We start from the raw sequence: 22,261 nt of genomic DNA, 5'->3' as shown, positions 1-22,261 counted from the left end.
CGAACCGTCGACAGCCATATGAGCAAGCTGCGCAAGAAGTTGGATGCCGCCGGCGTCGGCGATCTCCTCAACGGCGTCAGGGGAGTAGGATACCGCCTTGGCGATTTCGGTTAGCAACAGCCTCAATCGGCAGATCATCTGGTCGACGACGATCGTCGCCTTCGTCGCCCTGTCGGTCATGTTCTTCGGATTCCTGATTTATGGCTGGCTCTACGACTGGCTTTTCAATAATTCCGGATATTCCGACGACTGGGCAATGAGCGATTTCGTCGTCCTAGGCATCAATGTGGCGATCGGTCAGGCGGTCGGCGCCTATGTTGGATGGCGGCTTGCCAGCCGCCTCGTAAAGCCCTTGACGGCGGTGACGGAGGCGGCCCGCCTCATCGCGGACGGAGACTTTGCCGGCCGTGCGACCGGCGAAGGTAGTTTCGGCGAGACGGATCGGCTGATCAACGACTTCAATCGCATGGCGGAGCAGCTGCAGAAGGCGGAAAAGGAGCTGCAATATTCGAATTCGGCCATCGCGCATGAGCTGCGCACGCCTTTGACGATCCTGCGAGGCCGCGTGCAGGGGCTGGCAGATGGCCTATTTGAGCCTAGCCAGGAGGTGTTTCGCGGACTGATCGGACATATCGATGCCTTGACCCGTATCGTCGACGATCTGAGGACGCTTTCGCTGATGAATGCCGGGCGCATGGAACTGCAGCAGTCGCGTTTCGATGTCGCGGAGGAAATAGGCTATATCCTCGACTCCGTTTCGCCGACGCTCGCCAGCGCAGGCATCGAAATCGATGCCGATTTGCGGAGCATCGTGGTGAAGGCTGATCGGGCGCGCATCCGCCAGGCCGTGCTTGCACTCCTCGACAACGTCGCGCGCTACGCTCCCAGGTCGCAATTGCGCCTGGCCTCGCAAACGGTTGAGAACCTGTGCGTCATCATGATCTCGGACAACGGACCGGGCATGACGACCGCTGAGAGCGAGCGGGCATTCGAGCGTTTCTGGAGGGCGGACGACGCCAGGACGAGACGGGGTGGGGGATCCGGCCTTGGTCTTGCCGTCGTCAAGGCCATAGCCGAGGCGCATGGCGGCCACGCCACGATCGACAGCCGCAAGGGCGGAGGCACGACGATCGTTCTTACGATCCCGCACTGTTAAACGTTGGCGATTGGCATTCGCCGTCTTCCGATGAGCGGTACCGCGGAACGAAAAGCCAGCAGCGCGGTTCTCACGTGAGAGAAACTGTCCCAGCGAGTCTTCCGCCGGAGAATGCCGTGCTAAATCTGATGGATGATATGCCCCTCGATCCCAGCTGGCTCGATATCCTCGTTCGGCTCGCATTGGTGACGGCTGCCGGTGCCTTGGTCGGCATCAACCGCGAGGTTGGCGGTCATGCCGCTGGATTTCGCACGACGATCCTGGTGGGATTGGCGGCCTGCCTGACGATGATCCAGGCCAATCTCCTGCTGTCGACATTGGGTAAGACACCGCAGTCATTCGCTTCCATGGATGTGCTGCGCTTTCCTCTCGGTGTGCTGACCGGAGTCGGCTTCATCGGCGGCGGCGCCATTCTCAAGCGCGGGGATCTGGTGACCGGCGTGACGACGGCGGCGACCCTGTGGATCATGACAGCGATCGGCCTATGCATTGGCGGCGGACAATTGGTCGTCGGTTTGGCCGGCGCCGTCATCGCCTTTATCGTGCTATCGCCCCTCAAATGGTTCGACAAGCGGATACCGCGCCGGCAAAAGGCGCGGTTCGTGATCGAGCTTCCGCGCGACGCCGGTGTTGCGGTCACCGACATGCAAACGGCGCTCGAGCCGCGCGGATATGCCTTTGCCTTTCTTGCCAAGACGATGGGGCCGATGGAGGCCACCGCGCATATTTCCTATGAGGTGCGATGGAGGCAGGCGGGATTGGATGCCGGCGGCGCGCAACTGCTCACCTCTCTCCAGGAGTATCACAAGATCGTATCCTTCGAGATGCTGACGACAGGTACGTGACCATCGACATCAAGATCGGAACATTCCCCGACGACAAAGGTTTTTCCCTATCAAACATGGGAGAAAACGATGACCGAGATCAAGAATAGGAAAACGGCGAGGGATCCGCCGGATCGCGCCGATATTCGCACCCTGCAGGCGCTCGATCAGGCGGCCGGCGGCTCCGGAGACGTCACGCCAGGTCCCGCGATAGGAGCATCGGCGGCGCAGGATATCCCGCCGCAGCCGGGTACGGACGATGCGCGCTGCGAGGATTCGGCCGAATGCGATCGGCGCCGCAAACAGGAGGTCGATGAAATTTTCTTCAGGATCTCCGATGTGCAGTCCGGCTCCCGATCGCAGCCGCTCGACGATTTGGTGACGGAGGAAGGCGCGTCTTCGGCACAGAAACAGGAAAGGGCCGATGCCGAAATTCGCGCGGAAATCTTAGGCAGATTGAAAGCGGATGGGCTGCTCGATGCGGCGGGTATTTTCGTAACCGTAAGCCGCGGTCGCGTCATCATTGAGGGATCCGTCGAAAATCACGAAGCCAAGCAGCGCGCGGAAGCGATCTCCCGGCAGGCGGCCGGCATCGTCGGCCACGACAGCAACCTTGCCGTTCGCAAGGCGCGATAGATGGAAACGTCGAGATGCGTATGTTGTTGATTGTTGTCTTCGGCCTGATGATCGCATCGGTATTGGCCATTCTCGTCATCAAGCCATTTACCGCCGGCAACAGCCGGGATTCGACCGTGACCAGTGGGCCGATCGAACAGCCGGAGCCGAAGCCGTAAGGATGCAGCCTCATTTGCTGGGCTGTTGACTGTTCTGCTGGCCATTTTGCGGATCACCCGGCTTGATGACAAGGGTATTGCCGACCTTTGGTGCAGGCTTTTCCATTTGACTATCGCCGACGGCCGGCGGCTTGAGAACGCCGCCGCAGTCCGCCAGCTTCTGACTTGGATTGCTGTCCGGTGCCGGAGTTGCCTGCGCGTCGCCTGTCTGCTTGTTTTCGGTCTGTCGATTGGTGTCCGCAGCCTGGCATCGGTCGTCGTTCGGCGTTTGTTGTGCAAATGCGAAAGTCGAGGAAACGGCAACCGCTATTGCCGCCGTCAGCAGGAGGCGGCGGCATTTGGGCAGGGTCCAGCTGTTCAAATGGCGCGGCCAATCGAACCTGCGTTGAAACGATCGTGCCGAAGTCGATGATGTAGCCGTCGGCGACACTGCGTTGGTGATTTTCTTTGCCATTGTTCACCTCGATGACCGTATGGAGTTCTCGTGGCGAAAAACGTTTCCGATTGGGGTCGTCGTCCATCGCGATCGGAGCCAGCCGACTTGAGGTCCATCGATCTCCCATAGCCGGGAAGCCAGATGCCGGGAAGGCTGCGGATCGGATGGGTGGGAAGCTCGCCTGCCGTTTCGTTGGCTATGGAGAGAAAGCGGAAAAATCTCCATATTCTTCAGCACCATCGCGTCCGCTTGGCACGATCTGCAGCCTCATAAGGGTAACGTCCGGCTATGCGCATTGTTCCCGCCGATGCCGGCTGGATGCGGCGTCGCGGGATGGAACCATCTCGCAGCGCTGAGGTTAGGCCGCTATGGCATTTGCAATGAACGGAGGCTTACAATGGCATCTGAGGAACCAAAGAAGCCGCTATCCGCGACCGAGGCCCGTCAGGGCGTGCGCGGCGTGCATCTTTTCGCCATGTTGGTCACTGCGCTGGTGCTGGCTGCAATCGTGTGGGCTGGCGTTGAACTATGGGGCCATTACATCGAGCCGAATAAATCGGAGAACGCGGCACCGACGATAAGCTCCTCCGGCGGGCAGCCGTAGGGCGGCACGATCAACAATACTCCGCCTGCCGGACAAGCGGCCCAGCCCGCGCCAACCGACCGGTCGGAAAGCAATCAGCAGGGCACCAAGAGCACGCAGGCCCAGCCGAGCCGTGACGGAACTCAGAATTAGGAGAGAAATGTGCGAAGCAGCCATGATGCGCTTTGCATCCGGCCAACCAAAACCAGCCGGGCGGATGCACGCCCGGAAATTGTCTCTGCGAGAATTCCTTGCATATAGAAACTATCCGACGTTACGGTCCTTCGGAGAGGCATCATTCTCGGCTTCGAGCGTTGCAACTTTCCGCCGAAGCCTTATTAGCACGTCTTCACCATCGGTGGATGCTCGTGTTCGCTCCATAATCTCACGCTCCGCGGCCGCTTGTTCCCAGTGGAGGTGGCTGCATCCCCAGGGGCGCCCCGTGGCCTCCCAGATGGCGTAAGCCCGCTTGCTGATCCATTCGAACCGTTCATCCGTCATTCTTTCTCCTCCATTTTTGGATGCACCGAACCGCGATTGAGCATGAATGTTCCGCACGGGGAACAATAATGGTGCTGATGGGTTGCACCTTATGTTCAGAACTTCACAATCGCATGAATTCACAACAGAAAGGAGCACCTGATGGCTTTGACGTTGATCAGCAAGGCCTTTGCTGAAGACGAGCCTATGCCGACCAAATACGCGCTGGAAGGCGAGAATTTATTCCCTCCGCTCTCCTGGGGCGGCGCTCCCGATAAAACCCAGAGCTTTGCCCTGATCGTCGAGGATCCGGATGCGCCAAGCGGCACGTTTTGCCATTGCGGCATCGCCAACATTCCGGCGGACTGGACCGGGCTGGCCGAAAGCGTCGATACGATGCAGGAGCAGGCGCTGCGCTTTTACAGGAACGATTTCGGCAATGCCCGCTATGATGGTCCGCGGCCGCCGCGCGGCGACCCCCCTCATCGCTATATTTTTCGGCTCGCCGCCCTTGACGTGCCGAGGGTGACGCTTCCGGATGCCGTCGGGGCGGAGGCAATGTGGCAGAAGGTGAAGAAACATACGCTGGCAGAGGCAAGCCTCATCGGCACCTATCAATCATAGGCCACGCTCTGCCGGCCAGCGCGACCGGCGTTTCAGCGCCGGCCGCACCCGGTACGAGATGAATGGCCGCCGAAATCAGGCGCCCGCTGGATGGTTGCGATGAGCGGAAAAGATCAAGGCGATTCGGACAAGGACGAACCGCGCACCTTCGCGGCCGAGGATGTTCGCCAGGGCGAGATCATCCTGAAACGGCGTTGGCAGCGCGTCATATTCATCGGCGGCCTCGCCGCGGTGGTGCTGGTCATCCTGCTGGTGCGCTTCGCCGGTTAGGCAAACGAGATCGAAAACAAGTCGAAGGAGGGCTCATCATGCCCGCAAAGTCGAAATCGCAACAAATGGCAGCCGGTGCGGCGCTCGCCGCCAAACGCGGCGAGAGGAAAAAGAGCGAGCTGAAGGGTGCATCGAAGAGCATGGTCGACTCCATGAGCGAAAAGGAACTTCGCGACATGGCATCGACCAAGCGAAAGGGAAAACCGGAGCACGCGGCCAAGTCCTGACGGTCCGGTGATGGCCTGAAACGCTGACCCGTTTCAGCCCTATCGTTTCCATCGCCAGTCCCGAACTTCCGGCATGTCCTCGCCATGACGCCGGACATAGTCGTGGTGCTCGACGAGCTTTGCCTTCAGGTCTTCCACGACCTCCGGAACTTTTTCGGCCAGACCCGGTACGCGGCTGATTGCTTCAAGAGCAAGATGATAGCGATCCAGCTCGTTCAGCACGGTCATGTCGAAGGGCGTGGTCGTCGTGCCTTCCTCAATGAACCCGCGCACATGGATGTTTTCGTGATTGGTTCGTCGGTAGGTCAGCCGGTGGATCAGATAGGAATAGCCGTGATAGGCGAAAATGACAGGTTTGTCCGTGGTGAAGATCCGGTCGAATGCCTGATGCTCGAGGCCGTGCGGATGCTGCTCCGGATCCTGCAGGGCCAGAAGATCGACCACGTTGACCGTGCGGATTTTCAAGTCCGGGATCGCCGCATGCAACAGCATGACGGCGGCAAGCGTCTCCATGGTCGGGACATCGCCGGCACAGGCCATGACCAGGTCGGGAGCGATGGTATCGTTCTCGTAGCTTGCCCAATCCCAGATGCCGACGCCGGCCTTACAATGGGCGATCGCCTCGTCCATGCTCAGCCACTGGGATTCCGGCTGCTTGCCGGCGACGATGACGTTGATCCGGTCGTATGTCCGCAGGCAATGATCGCCGACCCATAGCAGCGTATTGGCATCCGGCGGCAGATAGATGCGTACAATGTCCGCTTTCTTGTTGGCGACGAGATCGACGAAGCCGGGATCCTGATGGGAAAAGCCGTTGTGATCCTGGCGCCAGACATGCGACGTCAACAGGTAGTTCAGCGACGAGATCGGCTTGCGCCATGGCAGTTCGCGCGAGACCTTCAGCCACTTGGCATGCTGGTTGAACATGGAATCGACGATATGGATGAAGGCCTCGTAGCACGAGAAGAGCCCGTGCCGGCCGGTCAGCAGATATCCTTCCAGCCAGCCCTGGCAGAGATGTTCGCTCAGAACCTCCATCACCCGGCCATCCGGGGCGAGATGGACGTCATAATCTTCGATCGGCTCCATCCAGACGCGATCGGTGGCTTCGAAGACGCTGCCGAGGCGGTTCGATTCCGTCTCGTCAGGCCCGAAGATGCGAAAATTCTGCTTGACATCATTGAGCTTCAGCATGTCGCGCAGGTAGTGGCCGAGTATCTCCGTCGATTGCACCTGCTTGCTGCCGCGCTCGCCGATCTCGACAGCGTAATCCTCGATGGAGGGAGCCAGAAGTTCCTTGCGGAGCAGGCCGCCATTGGCGTGAGGGTTGGCGCCCATACGTCTTTCACCTTGTGGTGCCTGCGTCTGCAACTCGGTCTTCAGCCGCCCATCGCGGTCGAAGAGGTCGTCCGGATCGTAGCTGCGCATCCAGTCTTCCAGGATCTTGCGATGGCCCTCGTCGCCGCGGCAATTGGCGACGGGCACCTGATGCGCCCGCCAGAAGCCTTCGACCTTCTTGCCGTCGACCTCCTTTGGTCCCGTCCAGCCCTTCGGGCTGCGCAGGACGATCATCGGCCAGCGCGGCATCCCTTCCGAGGATGCTTTTTCGCGTGCGTTCCTCTGTACGCCGCGGATGCGATCGAACGCCTGATCGAATGTGGCGGCCATCGCCTGATGCATGGCAGCCGGCTCGTGCCCCTCGACGAAAAACGGCTCGTAGCCATAGCCGGAGAACAGGTTTCTGAGATCATCATCGCTTGCCCGGCCGAGGACCGTCGGATTGGCGATCTTGTAGCCGTTGAGATGAAGGATGGGCAGCACTGCGCCATCCCGCGCCGGATTGAGGAATTTGTTGGAATGCCAGCTTGCCGCCAGCGGCCCGGTTTCGGCTTCGCCATCGCCGACAACACAGGCAACGACGAGGTCGGGATTGTCGAAAGCGGCGCCGAAGGCATGCACGAGCGCATAGCCGAGCTCGCCGCCCTCGTGGATGGAGCCCGGTGTCTCGGGTGCCGCATGGCTCGGAATGCCGCCGGGGAAGGAAAATTGCTTGAACAGCTTTCGCATCCCGTCCGTCGTCTCGGCGATATCTGGATAAATCTCGCTATAGGTGCCTTCGAGATAGGTGTTGGCGACCATGCCGGGGCCGCCGTGACCCGGTCCGCATATGTAGATGATGTCGAGATCGCGCGCCTTGATGATGCGGTTCAGATGAGCATAGATGAAGTTCAGTCCGGGCGTCGTGCCCCAGTGGCCGAGCAGCCTCGGCTTGATGTGCTCGGGCCTCAGCGGCTCGCGCAGCAGCGGATTGTCCATCAGATAGATCTGGCCGACCGATAGATAGTTGGCGGCCCGCCAGTAGCGGTCGATCAGAGAGAGTTCTTCGGGCGAAAGCGGCGTGGTGACTGCAGTCATTTCCGTCTCCTCGTCTTCGTCACGCGATAAGGGCTAAGGCCTCGTCGGCGATGACCTGTTCCTCGTCGGTCGGGATCACGAACAGTTTTACCCGGCTGGAGGCCGCGCTGATCGATGTCGAATTGCGCCGGTTCACGTCGTCATCGATCTCGATACCCAGCCATTGCAACCTCCGTGCGACGTGGGTCCTGATCTGCGGCTGGTTTTCGCCGATGCCGGCGGTGAAGACGAGAGCGTCGAGCCCGCCGATCGTCGCGCACAGCCGGCCGACTTCGCCCGATATGCGCAGGCAGAACAGCTCTATGGCCTCAGCCGCTTCCGGGCTGTCGTCTTCGAGCAGAACACGCGTGTCGCCGCTGATGCCGGAAACACCAAGCAGGCCGCATTCACGGTAGAGAAAGTCTTCGATCCGTTCCGGTTGCCACATCCCGTCCCTCATCAGATAGAGCAGTGCGCCCGGGTCGAGCCAGCCGGGACGTGTCGCCATCGGGATTCCGTCCAGGGCCGAAAACCCCATGCTGGTGTCGCGGCTGATGCCGTTTTCCATCGCGCACAGGCTGGCGCCGCTGCCGAGATGGCATGCGATGACCTTGCCCCCGGCGGTTGCCGGATCGATCTTGCGAAGCTGCGAGGCGATGTATTTGTAGGAAAGGCCGTGGAAGCCGTAGCGGCGCACGCCCTCATCATGCATGCCGCGCGGGATTGCCAGCCGTCGGACCAGGTCTGATTGCGACGAGTGGAAGGCTGTGTCGAACGAAGCGACTTGCCGCACCTCCGGTCGAAGCTTTTCGATAGACCGGATGACACGGAGCGCCTGCGGCTGATGCAGCGGAGCAAGGGGAACGAGTTTCTCGATCCGGCCGATCGCGGCACCGTCGAGCAGCGTCGCCTCGCGAAACGTCAAGCCGCCATGGACGACGCGGTGGGCGACCGCGCGCAGCCTGCCTGGAAGGTGAGCGAGCATATGGTCCAGGGTTTCGGCGACGACGGAGACGAAGTTTGCATCGTTATCGCCCTTGACCGACCTCTCGTATTTATCGTCTCCGATGGAATAGCGAAGCATCAGCGGAGCTTGATCGAAGTCGATCTTGCCGCGGCCGACATTGCGCGCCTGCGTGCCCGCCAGCTCGAAGATCCCGATTTTCAAGGTCGAGGATCCGGCATTGAACGTCAGCAAGACATCGTCGGTCATGTCAACCTCGAATGAAGGGTGTCGACTACCGCTAGTTAGGGCATTTGCGCCCGGAAGCAACCGGGCATGTAGCCGCAGATCTGATCGGGCAAAGGCTTCGGGAACCAAGCCGAGGCCGGACGGTTCGGATCATAGTCAATTCGACAATCATTCGGCAAATGTCCGCCGATGTAAGAAGGCACAAGATGGAAACCTACCGGCGATATCGCAAGAACGAGGTTCCGCCGGGCTCCATTACCAGCCATAGCTGAAGGTAGCGCCACTGCCGTTATCCCCATCCTGCACTACGTCGGTTTCGGTATTTCGCCCATACTGGAAAATGCCATAGGCATTGTTGTTGCCGTTCTGCCGCAAGGTTGCGGAATGACCGTTGCCCCGTTGCTGGATGAAGCCGAGGTTGCCACGGCCAGCCTGAGCGATACCAGCCGCGTTACCCCGGCCCAGCTGCCGGATGTCGGCGTCCTTCAGGCCGCGATAGAGCGAATAGACCCGCAGCCCGGTTGAGAAAAGACCCGCATCCTCGGCATTATCAGGCGCGAGGTTGAACGAGATCCGGCCGCCGGCATAGGCCGGCACAGACGAGGCGACCTGCCCCAGGCTCGCGGCAACAAGCGTTACGGTAAGGATCTTAAACACGTTGCGGGGCATCTTGCTCTCCATTTGCCGGCTTTCTTAGCCGATGATCAACTTTCGCATCTTTAAGCTGAACCCATTCGGAATTGCCCGTTCAGTTGCCGTTCAGTCGTTGCGGCCTGATCGAAAGCAAAAGGGCGCCAGAAACCGGCGCCCTTTTAAAGAGATCTACAGAGTGTGGGGGCCGTTCAGTTGCCGTCGATCTGCTTCGTGCAGCTGAAACGCTTATCTCCGATCACGATATCGAGTGTCGCCTTGTATCCGGTTCCCTTGGCGTCGAGCGAGACGGAGCTGAGGGTTGCCGCATGTCCCGCCGTTGCATCAAAATCGCCACCCTGGTTGATCGTGGAGCTACCGCCGTCTCCTGATTTCTCGACATGGAAGGTGTAGGTCCCGCCGACGTGCTTGTCGGCGTGGACGAGCGCATCCAGTCTCACCATACCTGCCCCAGGCGTTGCTTTGATTTCGCAAAGCTGCGCCTCGTCGGATTGGTTGGCAGTCGTCACCGCCGCAACCGCGCCGACAGGAAGCAGGACCAGCGCGAGAATCGCCACCAGGCGGCGTTGATGTTTGAGGCTATTTGGCATGGATCATCTCCCTAATGGCCTGCTGTTGCGATCTTAACCTCATTTTGCGTCATCGCGCGGCCGCTTACGGGCAGGCCTGGACGAAGGCCGCGACATTGCCATTGCCGCCCTGGCTGACATTGGCGCTGCAGCCATGACCGACCTGGACCCCAGCCGCGATGTTGCCATTGCCGTCCTGGGTAAGGATGGTCGTGTGGTTGGAGCCAAACTGGCCGATGCCGGCCACGTTGCGGTCGCCGTTCTGATAGGTGGCGCCATAGTTGTCATTGCCTTGCTGGCCGACAGCCGAAAGGTTATGACGACCATATTGATGGCCGACAATCCGGTTGTAGCCGCCGTTCTGGTAGGTTCTGATCCGGTTTCCGTACCCTTCCTGCGCGCCACCGGCAGAATTCGACCAGCCATATTGTTCGATACGCACATCGTTGGCCATGGCGGGAGCTGCGGCGGTGAGGCCAGCGAGAGCGACGAGTGCGGTTGCAATGAAAGACGTGCGGATCATGACTGTATCTCCTCAGGCGGATAGGACCGCGGTTGAACGTCTTTCTTCTAGATGCCCTCGTTGGAACGGAAGCTGAAGGCACCATTCAGTCGCGGTTCATTCGCAGACACCGGTGCCGGCTTCTCGGATGTCGGCGCATTTGGCTGTTTCCACAAGAAACGATAAGCGAGACCATGTGGACCAAAAGGTCGCGTTTGATGGAGGTATGAAGTTACTCATCGATGAGCTGACATACTGCGGCAGTTAAGAACCGTTGGTCGTCCGATAATGCGGCGATGCAAACCCGAGACGACCCCGGAGCAACCCAACTATGCTTCCCAAGCACGCTGCCGCGCGCACCAATGTCCTGCCCCCCGTCAATGGAGCGGCGAGAATACAGTAGCATAGCGTCCATACTCGGCCTAAAATCGAAGCGAACATTTGCAGCGATCCCGTCTTCGAGCCATTGCTTTTTCGTCTCTCAATCAAAATGCTGCTGTGATCCCGGGAACGCCTGTAATGGTAATGGAGTGTCAAGCGCTCGACAGGAACCGTCTCGTAAGCGATCGCATGGGGAGTCCACGTCGTATAAGCGCCGAGCTTCAAGGCATCGGTCCACAATTGCCAATCCTCGCCACCTGCCAGGCCAAGCGCATTGTCGAAACGAAGGCCAGTGCGGCGAAAGAACTCAAGCTTTCCCATCCAGCTGCCGGTTGCCAGCTTAATGTGCTTGGCTTCGCCCCTGTCGAGGAGACGAATGGACCTCGCTTCGCTGTTGCGATTCATTCTGTTCATTCCGGACCAAACCATCCTGTTCCATGGGGAGGCGTCGACCGGCGGCGGTGTGAACCTGACCGGTGACGCGACGATATCGAAGTCTTGAGCGTCTCGCGCGGCGAGCAGTTGCTCAAGCCAGTCTTCCGCGACTATTTCGTCATCGTCGGCAAAGGTCAGCATGTCGCCACCCAACGCAAGTGCAGTCTCAAGGACGCGATTGCGAGCGAAGGCGATCCCGAGCTGCGTCTCGAGCTCGTATTGAACGGTCGAGTTTGGCACTTGCGCTCGAAAATGCTCGATAGCTTGACTTAACGAAGCGGTTTCATTGTTCTCGACGACGATAAAATGGAGACGAATTCCATCAGGCACATTCAGCCTGCTATAGGATTTCAGAAGATTTGAAAGCATTTGTGGCCTTGCACGAGTGACCGTCCCTACGCAAATCGTTCTCTCGCGACTACCTGCCGTATAGAGATGAGATAACTTCATCGGGATCTAACGGAGCGCACATTTGCCCAGGACGTTAAGCCAGCTATCCACTTGGCGAACCGTCTGTCGTGGTAGCCACAGCATGTCATCCTTCGGTAAGATTCTCCCGCTAAAGGTCGTGGTCGCGCTGACATAGCTAGCCTGCTCAACGATATATCTGACCAGTTCAGACACGGCGCCGTACGGATAGGAGAGGCTGTCGACCGAAGTTCCCAACATGTCTTCGAGCTTACAACGAGCAAGGGTGATTGCCGTCTTGCCTCGGTAGTCGAGACCTCCGTCAGCGCGATATGATCAAGACTATGGGCGCCGACTTCCTGGCCCATTTGCATCCATTCCAGTATCTCTTCTTTCGACATGCATCGCGAGTATGGAGCCCCAACTGGCGAGTCCCAAATATTGAATCCGCTAACTTGGCTCGCGACAAAGTAGCTTGTCGCTGTAAATTGCAATTCTTGAAGGATTGGTAGAGCATGCGTGTGAACGCTCCGAAAGCCATTGTCAAAAGTGATGCCAAAGACTCTGCCCGACTTTTCTCCGCGCAAATAGGGCTGGAGATCACGCAGGGACAATCCGGTAAATCCCAGTCTCTTCAATCGTCGCATCTGGATGCGAAAATTGCTCGGGGAAACGGTCCGATAGCGGAGGTAGATGCCTTGCTCAGCGGGGTCAGCGATCTGGCTGTATCTCAAAATCGATATCGGCATGCTATCTTGCCGCAACATTGGAGGACGGTATGCGACGTTTACCGGCCAATCGAGCGAGCCGTTTGATCCTACCGCGATAAAGCGGACGCAAGATCTCGTGGATGCATTTTTGCAAAAGCGGCTTGCGTCGTTTGAGCGTGCTCCCGCCCAATGCGCCGGAAATCTCGTGAATGGCATGGGGCTTGATCGACTTCGGTACGACGCCCGTCAACCAAAACATCTGCAAGAACACATCGACCGGCCGATCCACTTGCTCGGTTGCCTTGAGCAACTTGATCGCCGCGCCGCGCGTGATCAGCTGCGCTCCCATTCCAAGTCCTGGGCAGGTGGGTTCGATCAAGGCAAAGTTGCCGGTTTTGGCGATCTGGCGGCCGCTCTCACGACCTCTACGCATTGGGAACCGTATAAGATCGTCCGAACCTATATGAGCGAGCGCCAGCGCGAGGCTCCTGTAAAAGCCGTTATCAAGCTCGATATCATCTTCCATGACGAAAGCGATATCGATGTTTTGATCGACCATCGTCTGCCATGCTTTTCGGTGCGAAAGGAAGCAACCAATTTCGGCATTGGTAAGCTCGAAAGGATAGAAAGGCTGATGCAAGCGTCGCTGATAGAACCCTCGCCGCTCCCGCTTGAAGAGTAGGCGACCGTCGACAGCAGGCAAGATCGATGTGGGAAAAGGAAGAAGTCTCAACAACCTTTCGGCGTGCTGCTGCCGCTGTTTGACACGCAGCAGGTGGATGATGAAGCCCATTGTGGATAGATTATCCTGGCGCCTAAATTGGGAGGAGAAACTAAGCTGAGATTCTTCGCAACCAGTATGGGGAGTTTGCCGTACAGGAACCGCTTGTTTGCTGGCCGGGCGGGAGTTGTTGTCGTGTTTCAAGATCTTCCCTTCCTCATTCAGTAATGCCTTGTGGAGAAAGGTAGAGCACCGCAATATCCAGATTGTGTGGAGAGTGAACTGACAGTTGGTGCAAAAATCGACCATGCGGCCGACTCCGCAAGACGGGCTTCGGATTACCAGCACGCTCCAGGCGGATGCACCGACTATCCTGAATAAGACGATCTGCTTGAGAGCGATTTGGGCGGCATCTTGAATCGGCGGCGCGTGGCACTTGCCCACCCCAGCCGACGACGATGAGACCACTCTGTTTTCGTAGCCATCGGCGAAAGCTCTTGGAGCCTTAAGCACTCACGCTCCAATAATCTTGCTGGGAAGCCGACTGCCCACTGGATTTTATCTATTTCGATTTCACCATCGCCAGAAACTGCGCTTCTAACGAGCTACTGCCCGATTGCTTTCGGTATATCCAAGAAAAATGCCCATATACCGAAGCAGGCAATTTTCTCGCGATCGCGCATGCCGATCTGCGCCTTGGTGACCCGGCGCATCTTTATTGAGATGTTGCGCCTTTCTTCCAGGCGCAACAACATTGGCATGTAGATATAATTTGTTTCGCTACTTCGTCTTACCCTTCGCCGTCGAGTTCTGCCTCTTCAAAAGCGACGGGTCCCTTTGGGTTTCCGTTTTTGAGGTGGGACTGTTCAAGGCTTTGACGTTTTCTTTCGCATTTCCAGTGCTCGAGGTACTGGAGCCTGCATGCGCCGAAACCGACGCGAGAGCGAAGATGACTGCGGAAATGGCGAGAGTCGCTATGGTGACACCTCTCGATGATGCAGGTTCCATCGAAATGGCGTTGCGAACGCGCTGAGAAACCATGGCATGATGATGGTATGCGATCCCTGAGGCTTGTGCTCGTCCGAGCAGTTCATTGCCAAAGCCCGGCAGCAAGGCACTGTTCATCGGGACCAGCAGTTGTCAGAACCGTCCGGGCATGTTGTGGAGCCCGTCACGTCGACCTCCGGCTCTATCTGTTACCGAGGAACTTGGCCGGCTTTTCGGAGCTGATCAGAATAGCTGTCACTTTCCTGTGATGAGACGTCCCCTTTCTCTAGCCTATCTCCCGATAGGTCGGCCGCGTCATCTCGATCATTGCTGGGGATGACTTCCTCTTCGTCTTCCTTATGCTGCTGCTCTGCACTATCCAGAAATTCCTCGCGTCTTTGTGGCATATCCATATCCGGTGCCTGATCATTCGACGGCTCAATTGCCTCATTCGATTGAGCTGAATTGTGATTCAGCTCGACAGTGGCCGGCCTAGCCTCATCCATATTCAATATGGCACTACCATTTTCTTGTTGCGGCAACTCCTGCACCATAAAGATAGCATCATCTGGCGTGGCGGGAATATTGCTATCGGCCAAGCTTTCCTCGGGCAGGGCTTCATATTCAATGCGCGTCTCGTTCGTCATATTGTAGATCGTCTGGTAGGTAATATCCTGGCTGATTTCGATCTGATTTATTTCTACCAGTGGACCTTCAACAATGGTTGGCTCGTTATACCATACGAAATTTTGACCCGCATAATAGCCATCATAGTATCCATCCCAATAGGAATGCCAGACTTCGAATTCCGGGTGGATCGGCTCGAAGTAAACATGATAGGTCGGATAGTAAGTTCGTGTGGTATAGGCGAATGCATCGAAAGATCCAGACACTATTGTGAGCGTAAGCAGCATGCTCTGATAGGTCCGGTAATCGTCAGGGCGGTCATCGTAATAGGCGAGGTCCTGCCTCAGTCGTACGACCTCCCGTCGAAGTGCCGCATTGCTGGCAACCTGATCCTCCAATGACGCTACGCGCTTTTCGAGAAGACTCACCCTTTTACGCAGAACTCGAACTTCATCCTTGCTCACAGCTCTGGTTTCATTCGCCGGCTTTGAGAGAATATATCGGGAGGCGTAACTCTTCCATGCCGCATTCAGATAGCGCATGCCTTGCGCTGCCTGCTTGTTTTGCGAGACCGTCAAAGCGTATCGCGTTTGCAGGTCGCCTATCGCCTTTGACAGGCCGCCTGTAGCGTCAGCGATCGCTTTGCCGTTAGGGGTCGCAAGCGCACCCTCCAATCGCTCTGTTGCACGTGCCGCGAAGGTAACAGCCTCGAGAACACTGGCAGTGCTTCGGTGCCGCGTGCCGGAAGCGTCCTTATAGCTCCGGGCGATCATGCCGAGCGAGACACGCATGTCGGACAGCAACCCTTGAGCATTCCGTTTGGTCGGAGAAGCGGCAGCTGAGGGAGATGCGAAGGTCACTTGAGCAGCAAAGACCGTTGCGACAATCGGTATCGAACTCGCTGCATGCCCAGAGATCGCAAGCATCAAACTGCCTGACATCATTTTTTTCAATATTGCGTTTATGCACATCTCAAAGAATCCTTATTTTGCATTCCCGTGCGCGCGGAGTTCATTCCAGCGTCTGACCGAGAAATTGTCGCGGTGTTTTTGGAGCGGATTTTTGGTGAAGAAGACGACTGAGAGTTCACAAATGGCTCCAAGCCCGTAGGTGGAGTGGAGGGTAGCGTCTGGCCGCAATACCCCGCCAGACATTGCTATACTCTCGGCCTTCCAGGGCGACTTGGACTTTGGAAACGAAGTCCGCGTGTTTAGTGGTTTCGGGCAGCAGATTTATTAAGTTAGCCCGCACGCACATTCTTTCCGGGAGCTATCGCAGCTTGATGCGCGCAATTGTCAATTCTCCGGGCACCGAAATCACCAACATGGATGCTATCGAACAGATACGAATGAACCATCGCGGCAAGCTGGCTTCTCCATGTCCGTGTTTCAATCTCGGCTCACGAGCCTGCAATCGGAGTATTTCGCATTTTGACAATGCAGCTCAAAAGGTCCGCTTGCATGTGTCGGTCGAAGGATCGATATCGACAAAATGACGGCAAGTAACGCAGCCACATATATGAGGGCTGGCGCGAGGCGAAACAGGATTTGCATTTTGCATTCTCACGATAGTTATCGAATGTCGAAGAGACATATGTTTGGGAAACCAGGATCAACGCCAATTTGAGGACGGCGGTCCACCTGCTGGGTTGTCAGGAAGCCATTGAGCAGGCGCGGATTGATGGTTGCTGTCCCGCCTCTTTGCTCTGGCATGGTGACGAATGGCAGGCTCGAGGGTGTCTGAACATCCCAGATGGCCCACATGTGTGCGTCGATCGAATGATCAACATCAACAAAACGATAGTCAATAACGCACCTAGATAGATGAGAACCGGCATAAAGCGAAACATGGTTTGCATGGCACATTCCTACGGTTGTGATCGAACGTCGAAGGGACGTAACTTCGCGCGCGGTCACTACAAGTTGGCAGCGGTCGCAGACACCGTGTCCTTGCTTCCGTCCGTCTTGTTTTGCCTCAATAGCGATTGGTATATTCCATAGTGCCTGAAAATCCCGTGAGGGCGTTGTCAGTGAATTGTCAGCTTCGCTCATCTAAGCTATTTGCTGGAGCGGCTCGGATGACTTGAGGAGAAAATGTGTGCCTTTTCGGTCCCCAAGAGCCTTCGCATGGTTCACGGCAGTTGCTCTTGCATTGCAGCTACCGGTACTGGTGCACGCACAGGAAGCAGTTAATGGCTCGCTGGATGTCGGCTACGTCGAAATCGCAGATGCCGGTGAATCGGAGGGCTCTTCAGACCAAGGGACCGGTGCCACAGCATCAAACTCGGATGCGAGCGATGGAGATGCGGATTCAGATGATTCTGAGGACGACCAGCCGTCTGGTCGGGAAGAATCCGGGCGAAACGATGCCGGCGCGGAACTTGACGGACCGAATGGCGCTCTGAAAGCCGTCCAAGCCGATCAGGCCCTTCCGCTGGAGGGTATCGTTGCAATCGCCCGACACCTGACCGATGGACAGATCATTGACACGCGGCTGCGCCCTGTGAAGGGTGTTCTCCAGTATGAGTTGAAGGTGCTCGAGACCAACAACGAAGTTCGGCGCTATTCTTTCAATGCCCGCACAGGCAAACTCATAAGAGTGAGGTAAACATGCGGATACTCGTTGCGGAAGATGATCGCCGCATCGCCGAGTCGCTTGGCACGGCGCTATCGAGCGCCGGCTTCGTCACGGAATATGCCAGGGACGGAGAAGATGCCTGGTTCCGAGGAGACACCGAAACATTCGATGCCGTAATCCTCGATCTCGGCCTTCCGATGCTGGATGGTTTGACGATCCTCAAGCGATGGCGCCGTGCCGGACGCAACGTTCCCGTGTTGATTCTCACCGCGCGTGGGCAATGGGACGAGCGGGTGGAGGGAATTGAGTCGGGCGCCGACGACTACGTGGTAAAGCCTTTCCGGATGGAAGAAGTCGTGGCGCGTATCCGCGCGATCGTGCGAAGAGCAGGTGGCTTTGCATCATCGCAGATCGAAATCGGCGAGCTTGTCCTCGACACGCGGATGAGACAGCTATCGCGTGCGGGCGTTCCGATCGTACTTACACCACAGGAATACCGGCTGCTCGCCTTCATGGCGCATCAGGGCGGCCGCGTCGTCTCGCAACTTGAGATAGCCGAACATCTTTATACCCAGGACTTCGAAGGCGGTTCGAACGCCGTCGAAGTGCTCATCGGCCGTCTGCGGAAACGACTGGGCGCCGATATCATCGAGACGCGCCGCGGTTTTGGGTACATTCTCGGTGGGAATGATCGTTGAGAATTCGGTCCTTACGGGTTCGACTGATATTGGGAGCCGGCGTCTGGATCGCCGTGGCGCTGGTGCTGGCCGGCGTCGCTATCGGCTACCTGTTCACGAAGAGCGTCGAACGTGGCGCTTCCGCTGATCTGTCGGCAACGATGTCGCGCCTTGTCGCTTTGATCAATGCAGACGCGCGCGACACGGCGCCAGTGCTGACGGGGTCCTTGCCTGATCCACGCTACGATACGCCAATCAGCGGTCTCTATTGGCAGATCACGGATCTGGGCACGCAGCAGATGATCCGCTCACGCTCGCTTTGGGACCATGTCCTCAAGCTCGAGACGCCGAACGAAGGCGGGCAGCTCTCCACTGTTCAAGGCCCTGTGGGGCAATCATTGCTTGCCTTTTCCTTAACGGCGCGCTTTGCGAAAGCCAAAAACGAGCGCCGTTTCCAGGTCATCGTAGCCCAGGACCGGTCAATCCTCGATGAGGCGATCACCCGTTTTGGGCGGGAATTGGCCGTGGCGCTCCTGATCCTCGGTGTCGTCCTAGTCCTTGCTGCCATTCTGCAGGTACGGTTCGGCCTGTCGCCATTCAGGAAGCTGCGTCAGGATATTGAAGGCATCCGCAAGGGCGCCGCGTCTTCAATCGATGCCACCTATCCCCTGGAAGTGGTTCCCGTCGTCAGCGAAGTAAACGCGTTGCTGGCCCTGCAGCAGAAATCAATGGACTTTGCACGAGCGCGTGCGTCAGATCTTGCGCACGGGCTGAAAACGCCACTCGCGGTGCTTGGTACGATCGCTTACGAACTCGAAGACGGCGGTGACAAGCGCAGTGCTGCCACGATCATTGAGCTGACGAACGAGATGCGCGGTCGCATCGATTATCAGTTGCGTCTCGTCCGGCTGCGTCAGCGCATCCGGATGCACGCTCTCAGTGCGTCCTTGAGCAACATTGTCCCGCGCGCGATCGCCGTATTGAAGAAAACGCGTACCAGCGAGCAAGTCGACTGGGTAGTCAACATTATCGATGGTCTAAACGTCGATATCGACGCAAATGATCTGATCGAGCTTGTCGGCGTGATATTGGAGAATGCGGCGCAATGGGCAGACTCAATGATTAGCGTGCAGGCCAAGAAAGACGCGACAGTCGTCGAGCTGCGAATATCCGACGATGGACCGGGCATTCAATCGGCCGATCTTCGTTCGATCGGACGGCGTGGCGGACGCTTCGACGAGACAAGCCCTGGCACCGGCCTCGGCCTAGCGATTGCCTGCGAAATCGTCTCGCTCAACAACGGAACGATCGCTTTCGAACGATCCCAATATGGAGGGCTTGAGGTGACCATTCGCTTGCCCGTCGCTGGTTGACGAACCTGCGCCATTTGCACGAGTGGACGGGATTTAGTCGCCGGTGAACTGCCCCAAGATTTCGATTTTGATCTCTAAGTGCTGAGATGGACAAGAAATATCTGGACGCTGAAGGCGAAGGACGAGCTGAGAATTCAGCAGCCTATTTCGCTCTTGCTCGTTTGATGTCGGCGCTTTCACTCGCAAACGAAGCAGCAAGGCTCGCGCCGACTGCGCCGGCACCGATGATGATGTAGCGTGTCATGATCAGGCCGTCTTCAATACGGCGAGATTGACCGAAGGCGCCAATGGCGCGTCCTTTTCGCTCTTCCAGCGTTTGAAGGCGGCGCGCCCGAGAATGGAAATGGACGTATCTTCCTGCGGGGCATGGACGAGCACCGACTGAATGTCCCGGAAATGGCGCTCCAGACCCAGTTCGTTCCCAAGGCCGGGATTGCCGATGCCGCGCACGGCGATCTGCACCGCGTCGCGCAACTGCCGGCCGGCGATCAGCCGTGCCCTGATGTGCTTTTCGGCCTCGGCTTGCTTGTCGTTCAGGGCATCGAAAATGATCTGCCGGGCGCCGGAGACGAGGAGGTCGATTTCGCCGGAGAGGTTCACGAAGCGTTCGGTGCTGGCAATCGGCTGGCCAAGGTTGGTCGGAACGCGCTCGTGAGCAAAGCGGATGAACGCGTCCTGAGCCGCTTCAGCCACCCCAAGGTAGAGCGCGGTCAGCGCCAGCGTGATTGCCGCGTGGGCGCGGTTGTCCTGCTGTGCAACGGATGGATCGACCAGGTCGATGACATTCTCCAGCGGAATTTCGACATCGGCATATTCGACATCGTGGGAGCCGGAGGCGCGCATGCCAAGGCTGTTCCAGCTCTCGACGACGCGAATGCCCGCAAGCTTGTTCGCAACGACGAATGTTCCGACGCGGGCGGGCGTTTCGTCGGTGTGAGCCCAGACCAGGAAATGGGTCAGACCGAGCGCGCCTGTCACGAACCGCTTGCGGCCGGTGATCGACCAGCCGGATGCGGTACGGCGGGCAACCGTCGCCGGCAGGCCGCCACGGGCGGGCGAGCCGAGTTCCGGTTCGACACGCGCCGCATTGAGCAGCAGCGGATGCTGCTTGGCCTGGGCAAGCAAGCGTTTGTAGAGGTCCTCGGGCCAATGGTTTTTCGTCGCTTGACCGAGGTGGTTGAAGATCGTCATCGCGCTGATCAACGCGACCGACGGATCGCCCCGGCCGAGGGCGGCAAGGATCGTCGCGGCGTCGTGGAGGGTTGCGCCGGCGCCGCCATATCTCGCCGCGACAGTGCTTTCGAGCAGGCCGCTTTGATGAACCGCACGGATGCCCGTCCAGGGGAAATCCCCGGTTCGGTCCGCATCGGCAGCTGCGTCCGCAAGAGCGCGCGTCGTCGCGCTCAACAGGCTTGCATCGAAAGCCATGTCGCGCGCGATCATCAGGCTGCGGCCTTCTTCTTTGCCTCGTCCCGCTCCCGAATGCCCTCGCGCACCAGCGGCAGGATGTAGCGTCCGTAGTCGACGGCATCGTTGAAATTGTCATAGCCGCGGATGGAGATCAGGTCGGCGCCGAGATCGATATAGTCGAGGATTGAATCGGCAATGGTGCGCGGTGATCCGACGAGTGCGGTCGTGGCGCCGGAGGCATTGGTCGCCGTCACCGTCGGATACCACAGGGCCCGATCGTGGACATCGCCGCGCGCGGCGATATCAAGGAGCCGCTGCGATCCGACATTGGCGGGGCGAGGGGCAGAGGGCGGTGCGCGATGAAGGCCCTTTTCCCGGTTTTCCTTGAGACGGTCGAGCACCCCGTGGGCCTTCTCCCATGCCAGTTCGTCAGTTTCCGCGACGATCGGGCGGAAGGTCACCCAGATCCGCGGCCGGTCCGTCCTGCCTGCTTTCGCCGCCTCGGCGTAGATACGCTCGATCTGCTGCTTGGTTTCCGCCAGAGGCTCGCCCCATAGTCCGAAAATGTCGCCCAGTGAACCTCCGATTCGATACGCAGCATCAGAGGAGCCGCCAACCGAAATCGGGATCAGCCCCTGCGTCGGACGAACGGCGCTGCGGAACTGCTTGAACTGGTAATACTTGCCATCGAAATCGAAGGGCTCGGTCGAGGTCCATGCAAGGCGCAGGATACGGATATATTCCTCCTGCCGCTCGTAGCGCTGTTCCTTGTTGAGGAAGTCGCCCTCGCGCGCCTGCTCGTCGTCGCTGCCGCCGGCAATGAAGTGGACGACAACGCGGCCGCCGCTCAACTGGTCAAGCGTGGCAAGCGATTTGGCAGCGACCGTCGGGTAGACGGTATTGGGCCGCAGCGCCACGATGATCTTGATGTGCTTCGTATGCGCCAGAACGGTGGCGCCAAGGGTAAAGGGGTCAAACGAGGACGACGAGTAGGGGATCAGCGTGTAGTTGAAGCCGTAGTCGTCAAGGGCGCGCGAGTAGCGCTCGAGATATTGGGGATCGACCGGAGCGTCCGGGATGGGATTGAGGTCGTTCGAGGCGTTGGGAAAGCTGACGCTGATGAATTCCGCGGACATGGGAGCTCCTCTGATTGTCGATGGTGGTCGAAAGTTAGGCGGCAGACAAAGGTTAAGGAAGACAGGTCTTTCTATTTCTACTTAAACTATAGAAAATATCTCTAATCGACGTTTGCC

The 22,261-nt window shown here is 58.2% G+C and carries 26 protein-coding genes and 1 pseudogene; 13 read left to right on the top strand and 14 right to left on the bottom strand.

The genetic code is table 11. The features are described 5' to 3' along the window. The 5 genes from HGP12_RS32745 to HGP12_RS32725 form a co-directional block, all read left to right on the top strand. Positions 1-114: winged helix-turn-helix domain-containing protein (locus HGP12_RS32745; protein ID WP_205926486.1), on the top strand; the 114-nt coding region annotated here is incomplete at its 5' end. After that, entirely contained in the window at positions 98-1,156 is a 1,059-nt protein-coding gene (locus tag HGP12_RS32740) for a sensor histidine kinase (protein ID WP_168844038.1), read from the top strand. The genes HGP12_RS32745 and HGP12_RS32740, both read left to right, overlap by 17 nt. Before the next feature lie 128 nt (positions 1,157-1,284). After that, a complete protein-coding gene (locus tag HGP12_RS32735) occupies positions 1,285-2,001 on the top strand; it encodes an MgtC/SapB family protein (protein ID WP_168844075.1) in 717 nt (238 codons plus the stop codon). 69 nt (positions 2,002-2,070) lie between these two features. Continuing rightward, the gene (locus HGP12_RS32730; RefSeq protein ID WP_168844039.1) at positions 2,071-2,616 is read left to right on the top strand and encodes a BON domain-containing protein; all 546 of its coding nucleotides are present in this window, start codon (positions 2,071-2,073) and stop codon (positions 2,614-2,616) included. Positions 2,617-2,630: 14 nt separating this feature from the next. Then, positions 2,631-2,774 carry a hypothetical protein gene (locus HGP12_RS32725; protein ID WP_168844040.1) on the top strand — a complete coding sequence of 48 codons (144 nt, stop codon included), beginning with the start codon at positions 2,631-2,633 and terminating at the stop codon, positions 2,772-2,774. 10 nt (positions 2,775-2,784) lie between these two features. On the opposite strand, the gene HGP12_RS32720 is transcribed toward HGP12_RS32725, so the two are convergent. Next, positions 2,785-3,228, bottom strand: a complete 444-nt coding sequence (locus HGP12_RS32720; RefSeq protein WP_168844041.1) for a hypothetical protein — start codon at positions 3,226-3,228, stop codon at positions 2,785-2,787. A gap of 379 nt (positions 3,229-3,607) precedes the next feature. On the opposite strand from HGP12_RS32720, the gene HGP12_RS32715 reads away from it, so the two are divergent. Beyond that, entirely contained in the window at positions 3,608-3,814 is a 207-nt protein-coding gene (locus HGP12_RS32715) for a hypothetical protein (RefSeq protein ID WP_168844042.1), read from the top strand. A 243-nt stretch (positions 3,815-4,057) separates the two neighbouring features. Here the strand turns inward: HGP12_RS32715 and HGP12_RS32710 are convergent, their stop codons facing one another. Then, positions 4,058-4,294: a DUF2934 domain-containing protein gene (locus HGP12_RS32710; protein WP_168844043.1), complete on the bottom strand. Its 237-nt coding sequence runs from the start codon at positions 4,292-4,294 to the stop codon at positions 4,058-4,060. Between the two features lie 141 nt (positions 4,295-4,435). Here HGP12_RS32710 and HGP12_RS32705 point away from each other — a divergent pair, with 141 nt between their 5' ends. The 3 genes from HGP12_RS32705 (at position 4,436) to HGP12_RS32695 (ending at position 5,394) form a co-directional block, all read left to right on the top strand. Beyond that, positions 4,436-4,897, top strand: a complete 462-nt coding sequence (locus HGP12_RS32705) for a YbhB/YbcL family Raf kinase inhibitor-like protein (protein ID WP_168844044.1) — start codon at positions 4,436-4,438, stop codon at positions 4,895-4,897. Between the two features lie 99 nt (positions 4,898-4,996). Continuing rightward, positions 4,997-5,167: a hypothetical protein gene (locus HGP12_RS32700; RefSeq protein ID WP_168844045.1), complete on the top strand. Its 171-nt coding sequence runs from the start codon at positions 4,997-4,999 to the stop codon at positions 5,165-5,167. Positions 5,168-5,205: 38 nt separating this feature from the next. Continuing rightward, positions 5,206-5,394, top strand: coding sequence for a DUF3008 family protein (locus tag HGP12_RS32695; protein ID WP_149635360.1), 189 nt, complete (start codon positions 5,206-5,208; stop codon positions 5,392-5,394). A 39-nt stretch (positions 5,395-5,433) separates the two neighbouring features. Here the strand turns inward: HGP12_RS32695 and HGP12_RS32690 are convergent, their stop codons facing one another. The 10 genes and pseudogenes from HGP12_RS32690 to HGP12_RS32645 form a co-directional block, all read right to left on the bottom strand. Next, a complete protein-coding gene (locus HGP12_RS32690; RefSeq protein ID WP_168844046.1) occupies positions 5,434-7,809 on the bottom strand; it encodes a phosphoketolase in 2,376 nt (791 codons plus the stop codon). Positions 7,810-7,828: 19 nt separating this feature from the next. Next, the gene (locus HGP12_RS32685) at positions 7,829-9,001 is read right to left on the bottom strand and encodes an acetate/propionate family kinase (protein ID WP_168844047.1); all 1,173 of its coding nucleotides are present in this window, start codon (positions 8,999-9,001) and stop codon (positions 7,829-7,831) included. 234 nt (positions 9,002-9,235) lie between these two features. Further along, the gene (locus HGP12_RS32680) at positions 9,236-9,649 is read right to left on the bottom strand and encodes a curlin (protein ID WP_168844048.1); all 414 of its coding nucleotides are present in this window, start codon (positions 9,647-9,649) and stop codon (positions 9,236-9,238) included. Between the two features lie 173 nt (positions 9,650-9,822). Further along, positions 9,823-10,221, bottom strand: coding sequence for a curli-like amyloid fiber formation chaperone CsgH (gene csgH / locus HGP12_RS32675; RefSeq protein WP_168844049.1), 399 nt, complete (start codon positions 10,219-10,221; stop codon positions 9,823-9,825). Positions 10,222-10,285: 64 nt separating this feature from the next. Continuing rightward, positions 10,286-10,723, bottom strand: a complete 438-nt coding sequence (locus HGP12_RS32670; RefSeq protein WP_168844050.1) for a curlin — start codon at positions 10,721-10,723, stop codon at positions 10,286-10,288. 243 nt (positions 10,724-10,966) lie between these two features. Beyond that, the gene (locus tag HGP12_RS32665) at positions 10,967-11,968 is read right to left on the bottom strand and encodes a glycosyltransferase (RefSeq protein WP_168844051.1); all 1,002 of its coding nucleotides are present in this window, start codon (positions 11,966-11,968) and stop codon (positions 10,967-10,969) included. A gap of 6 nt (positions 11,969-11,974) precedes the next feature. Continuing rightward, positions 11,975-12,675, bottom strand: a pseudogene (locus HGP12_RS34970) (polysaccharide deacetylase family protein). A 1-nt stretch (position 12,676) separates the two neighbouring features. Then, positions 12,677-13,429 (bottom strand): glycosyltransferase family 25 protein, encoded by a 753-nt coding sequence (locus HGP12_RS32655; protein ID WP_246703641.1) that lies wholly within the window; start codon positions 13,427-13,429, stop codon positions 12,677-12,679. Between the two features lie 1,124 nt (positions 13,430-14,553). Then, complete coding sequence (locus HGP12_RS32650) at positions 14,554-15,942, bottom strand: hypothetical protein (protein WP_168844053.1); 1,389 nt, start codon at positions 15,940-15,942, stop codon at positions 14,554-14,556. Positions 15,943-16,542: 600 nt separating this feature from the next. Further along, positions 16,543-17,022 (bottom strand): hypothetical protein, encoded by a 480-nt coding sequence (locus HGP12_RS32645; RefSeq protein ID WP_168844054.1) that lies wholly within the window; start codon positions 17,020-17,022, stop codon positions 16,543-16,545. A gap of 46 nt (positions 17,023-17,068) precedes the next feature. Here HGP12_RS32645 and HGP12_RS32640 point away from each other — a divergent pair, with 46 nt between their 5' ends. The 4 genes from HGP12_RS32640 to HGP12_RS32625 all read left to right on the top strand — a co-directional run bounded on the left by HGP12_RS32640 (position 17,069) and on the right by HGP12_RS32625 (position 19,834). After that, on the top strand, positions 17,069-17,578 hold the full coding sequence (locus tag HGP12_RS32640) for a PepSY domain-containing protein (RefSeq protein WP_168844055.1): 510 nt from the start codon (positions 17,069-17,071) through the stop codon (positions 17,576-17,578). 2 nt (positions 17,579-17,580) lie between these two features. Then, positions 17,581-18,246: a response regulator transcription factor gene (locus HGP12_RS32635; RefSeq protein WP_168844056.1), complete on the top strand. Its 666-nt coding sequence runs from the start codon at positions 17,581-17,583 to the stop codon at positions 18,244-18,246. Further along, the gene (locus HGP12_RS32630) at positions 18,243-19,598 is read left to right on the top strand and encodes a sensor histidine kinase KdpD (RefSeq protein WP_168844057.1); all 1,356 of its coding nucleotides are present in this window, start codon (positions 18,243-18,245) and stop codon (positions 19,596-19,598) included. Before HGP12_RS32635 ends, HGP12_RS32630 begins: the two co-directional genes overlap by 4 nt. An 86-nt stretch (positions 19,599-19,684) precedes the next feature. Beyond that, complete coding sequence (locus tag HGP12_RS32625; RefSeq protein ID WP_168844058.1) at positions 19,685-19,834, top strand: hypothetical protein; 150 nt, start codon at positions 19,685-19,687, stop codon at positions 19,832-19,834. 10 nt (positions 19,835-19,844) lie between these two features. Here the strand turns inward: HGP12_RS32625 and HGP12_RS32620 are convergent, their stop codons facing one another. Together HGP12_RS32620 and HGP12_RS32615 are read right to left on the bottom strand one after the other, a co-directional pair. Further along, positions 19,845-21,041: an acyl-CoA dehydrogenase family protein gene (locus tag HGP12_RS32620; protein WP_168844059.1), complete on the bottom strand. Its 1,197-nt coding sequence runs from the start codon at positions 21,039-21,041 to the stop codon at positions 19,845-19,847. Next, positions 21,041-22,144, bottom strand: coding sequence for an LLM class flavin-dependent oxidoreductase (locus HGP12_RS32615; protein ID WP_168844060.1), 1,104 nt, complete (start codon positions 22,142-22,144; stop codon positions 21,041-21,043). Before HGP12_RS32615 ends, HGP12_RS32620 begins: the two co-directional genes overlap by 1 nt. Between the last annotated feature and the right edge of the window lie 117 nt (positions 22,145-22,261).

The sequence above is a fragment of the Rhizobium sp. P28RR-XV genome (assembly GCF_012641385.1).
Taxonomy (GTDB): Bacteria; Pseudomonadota; Alphaproteobacteria; order Rhizobiales; family Rhizobiaceae; genus Rhizobium.
This window is presented reverse-complemented; position numbering and strand designations above follow the sequence as displayed.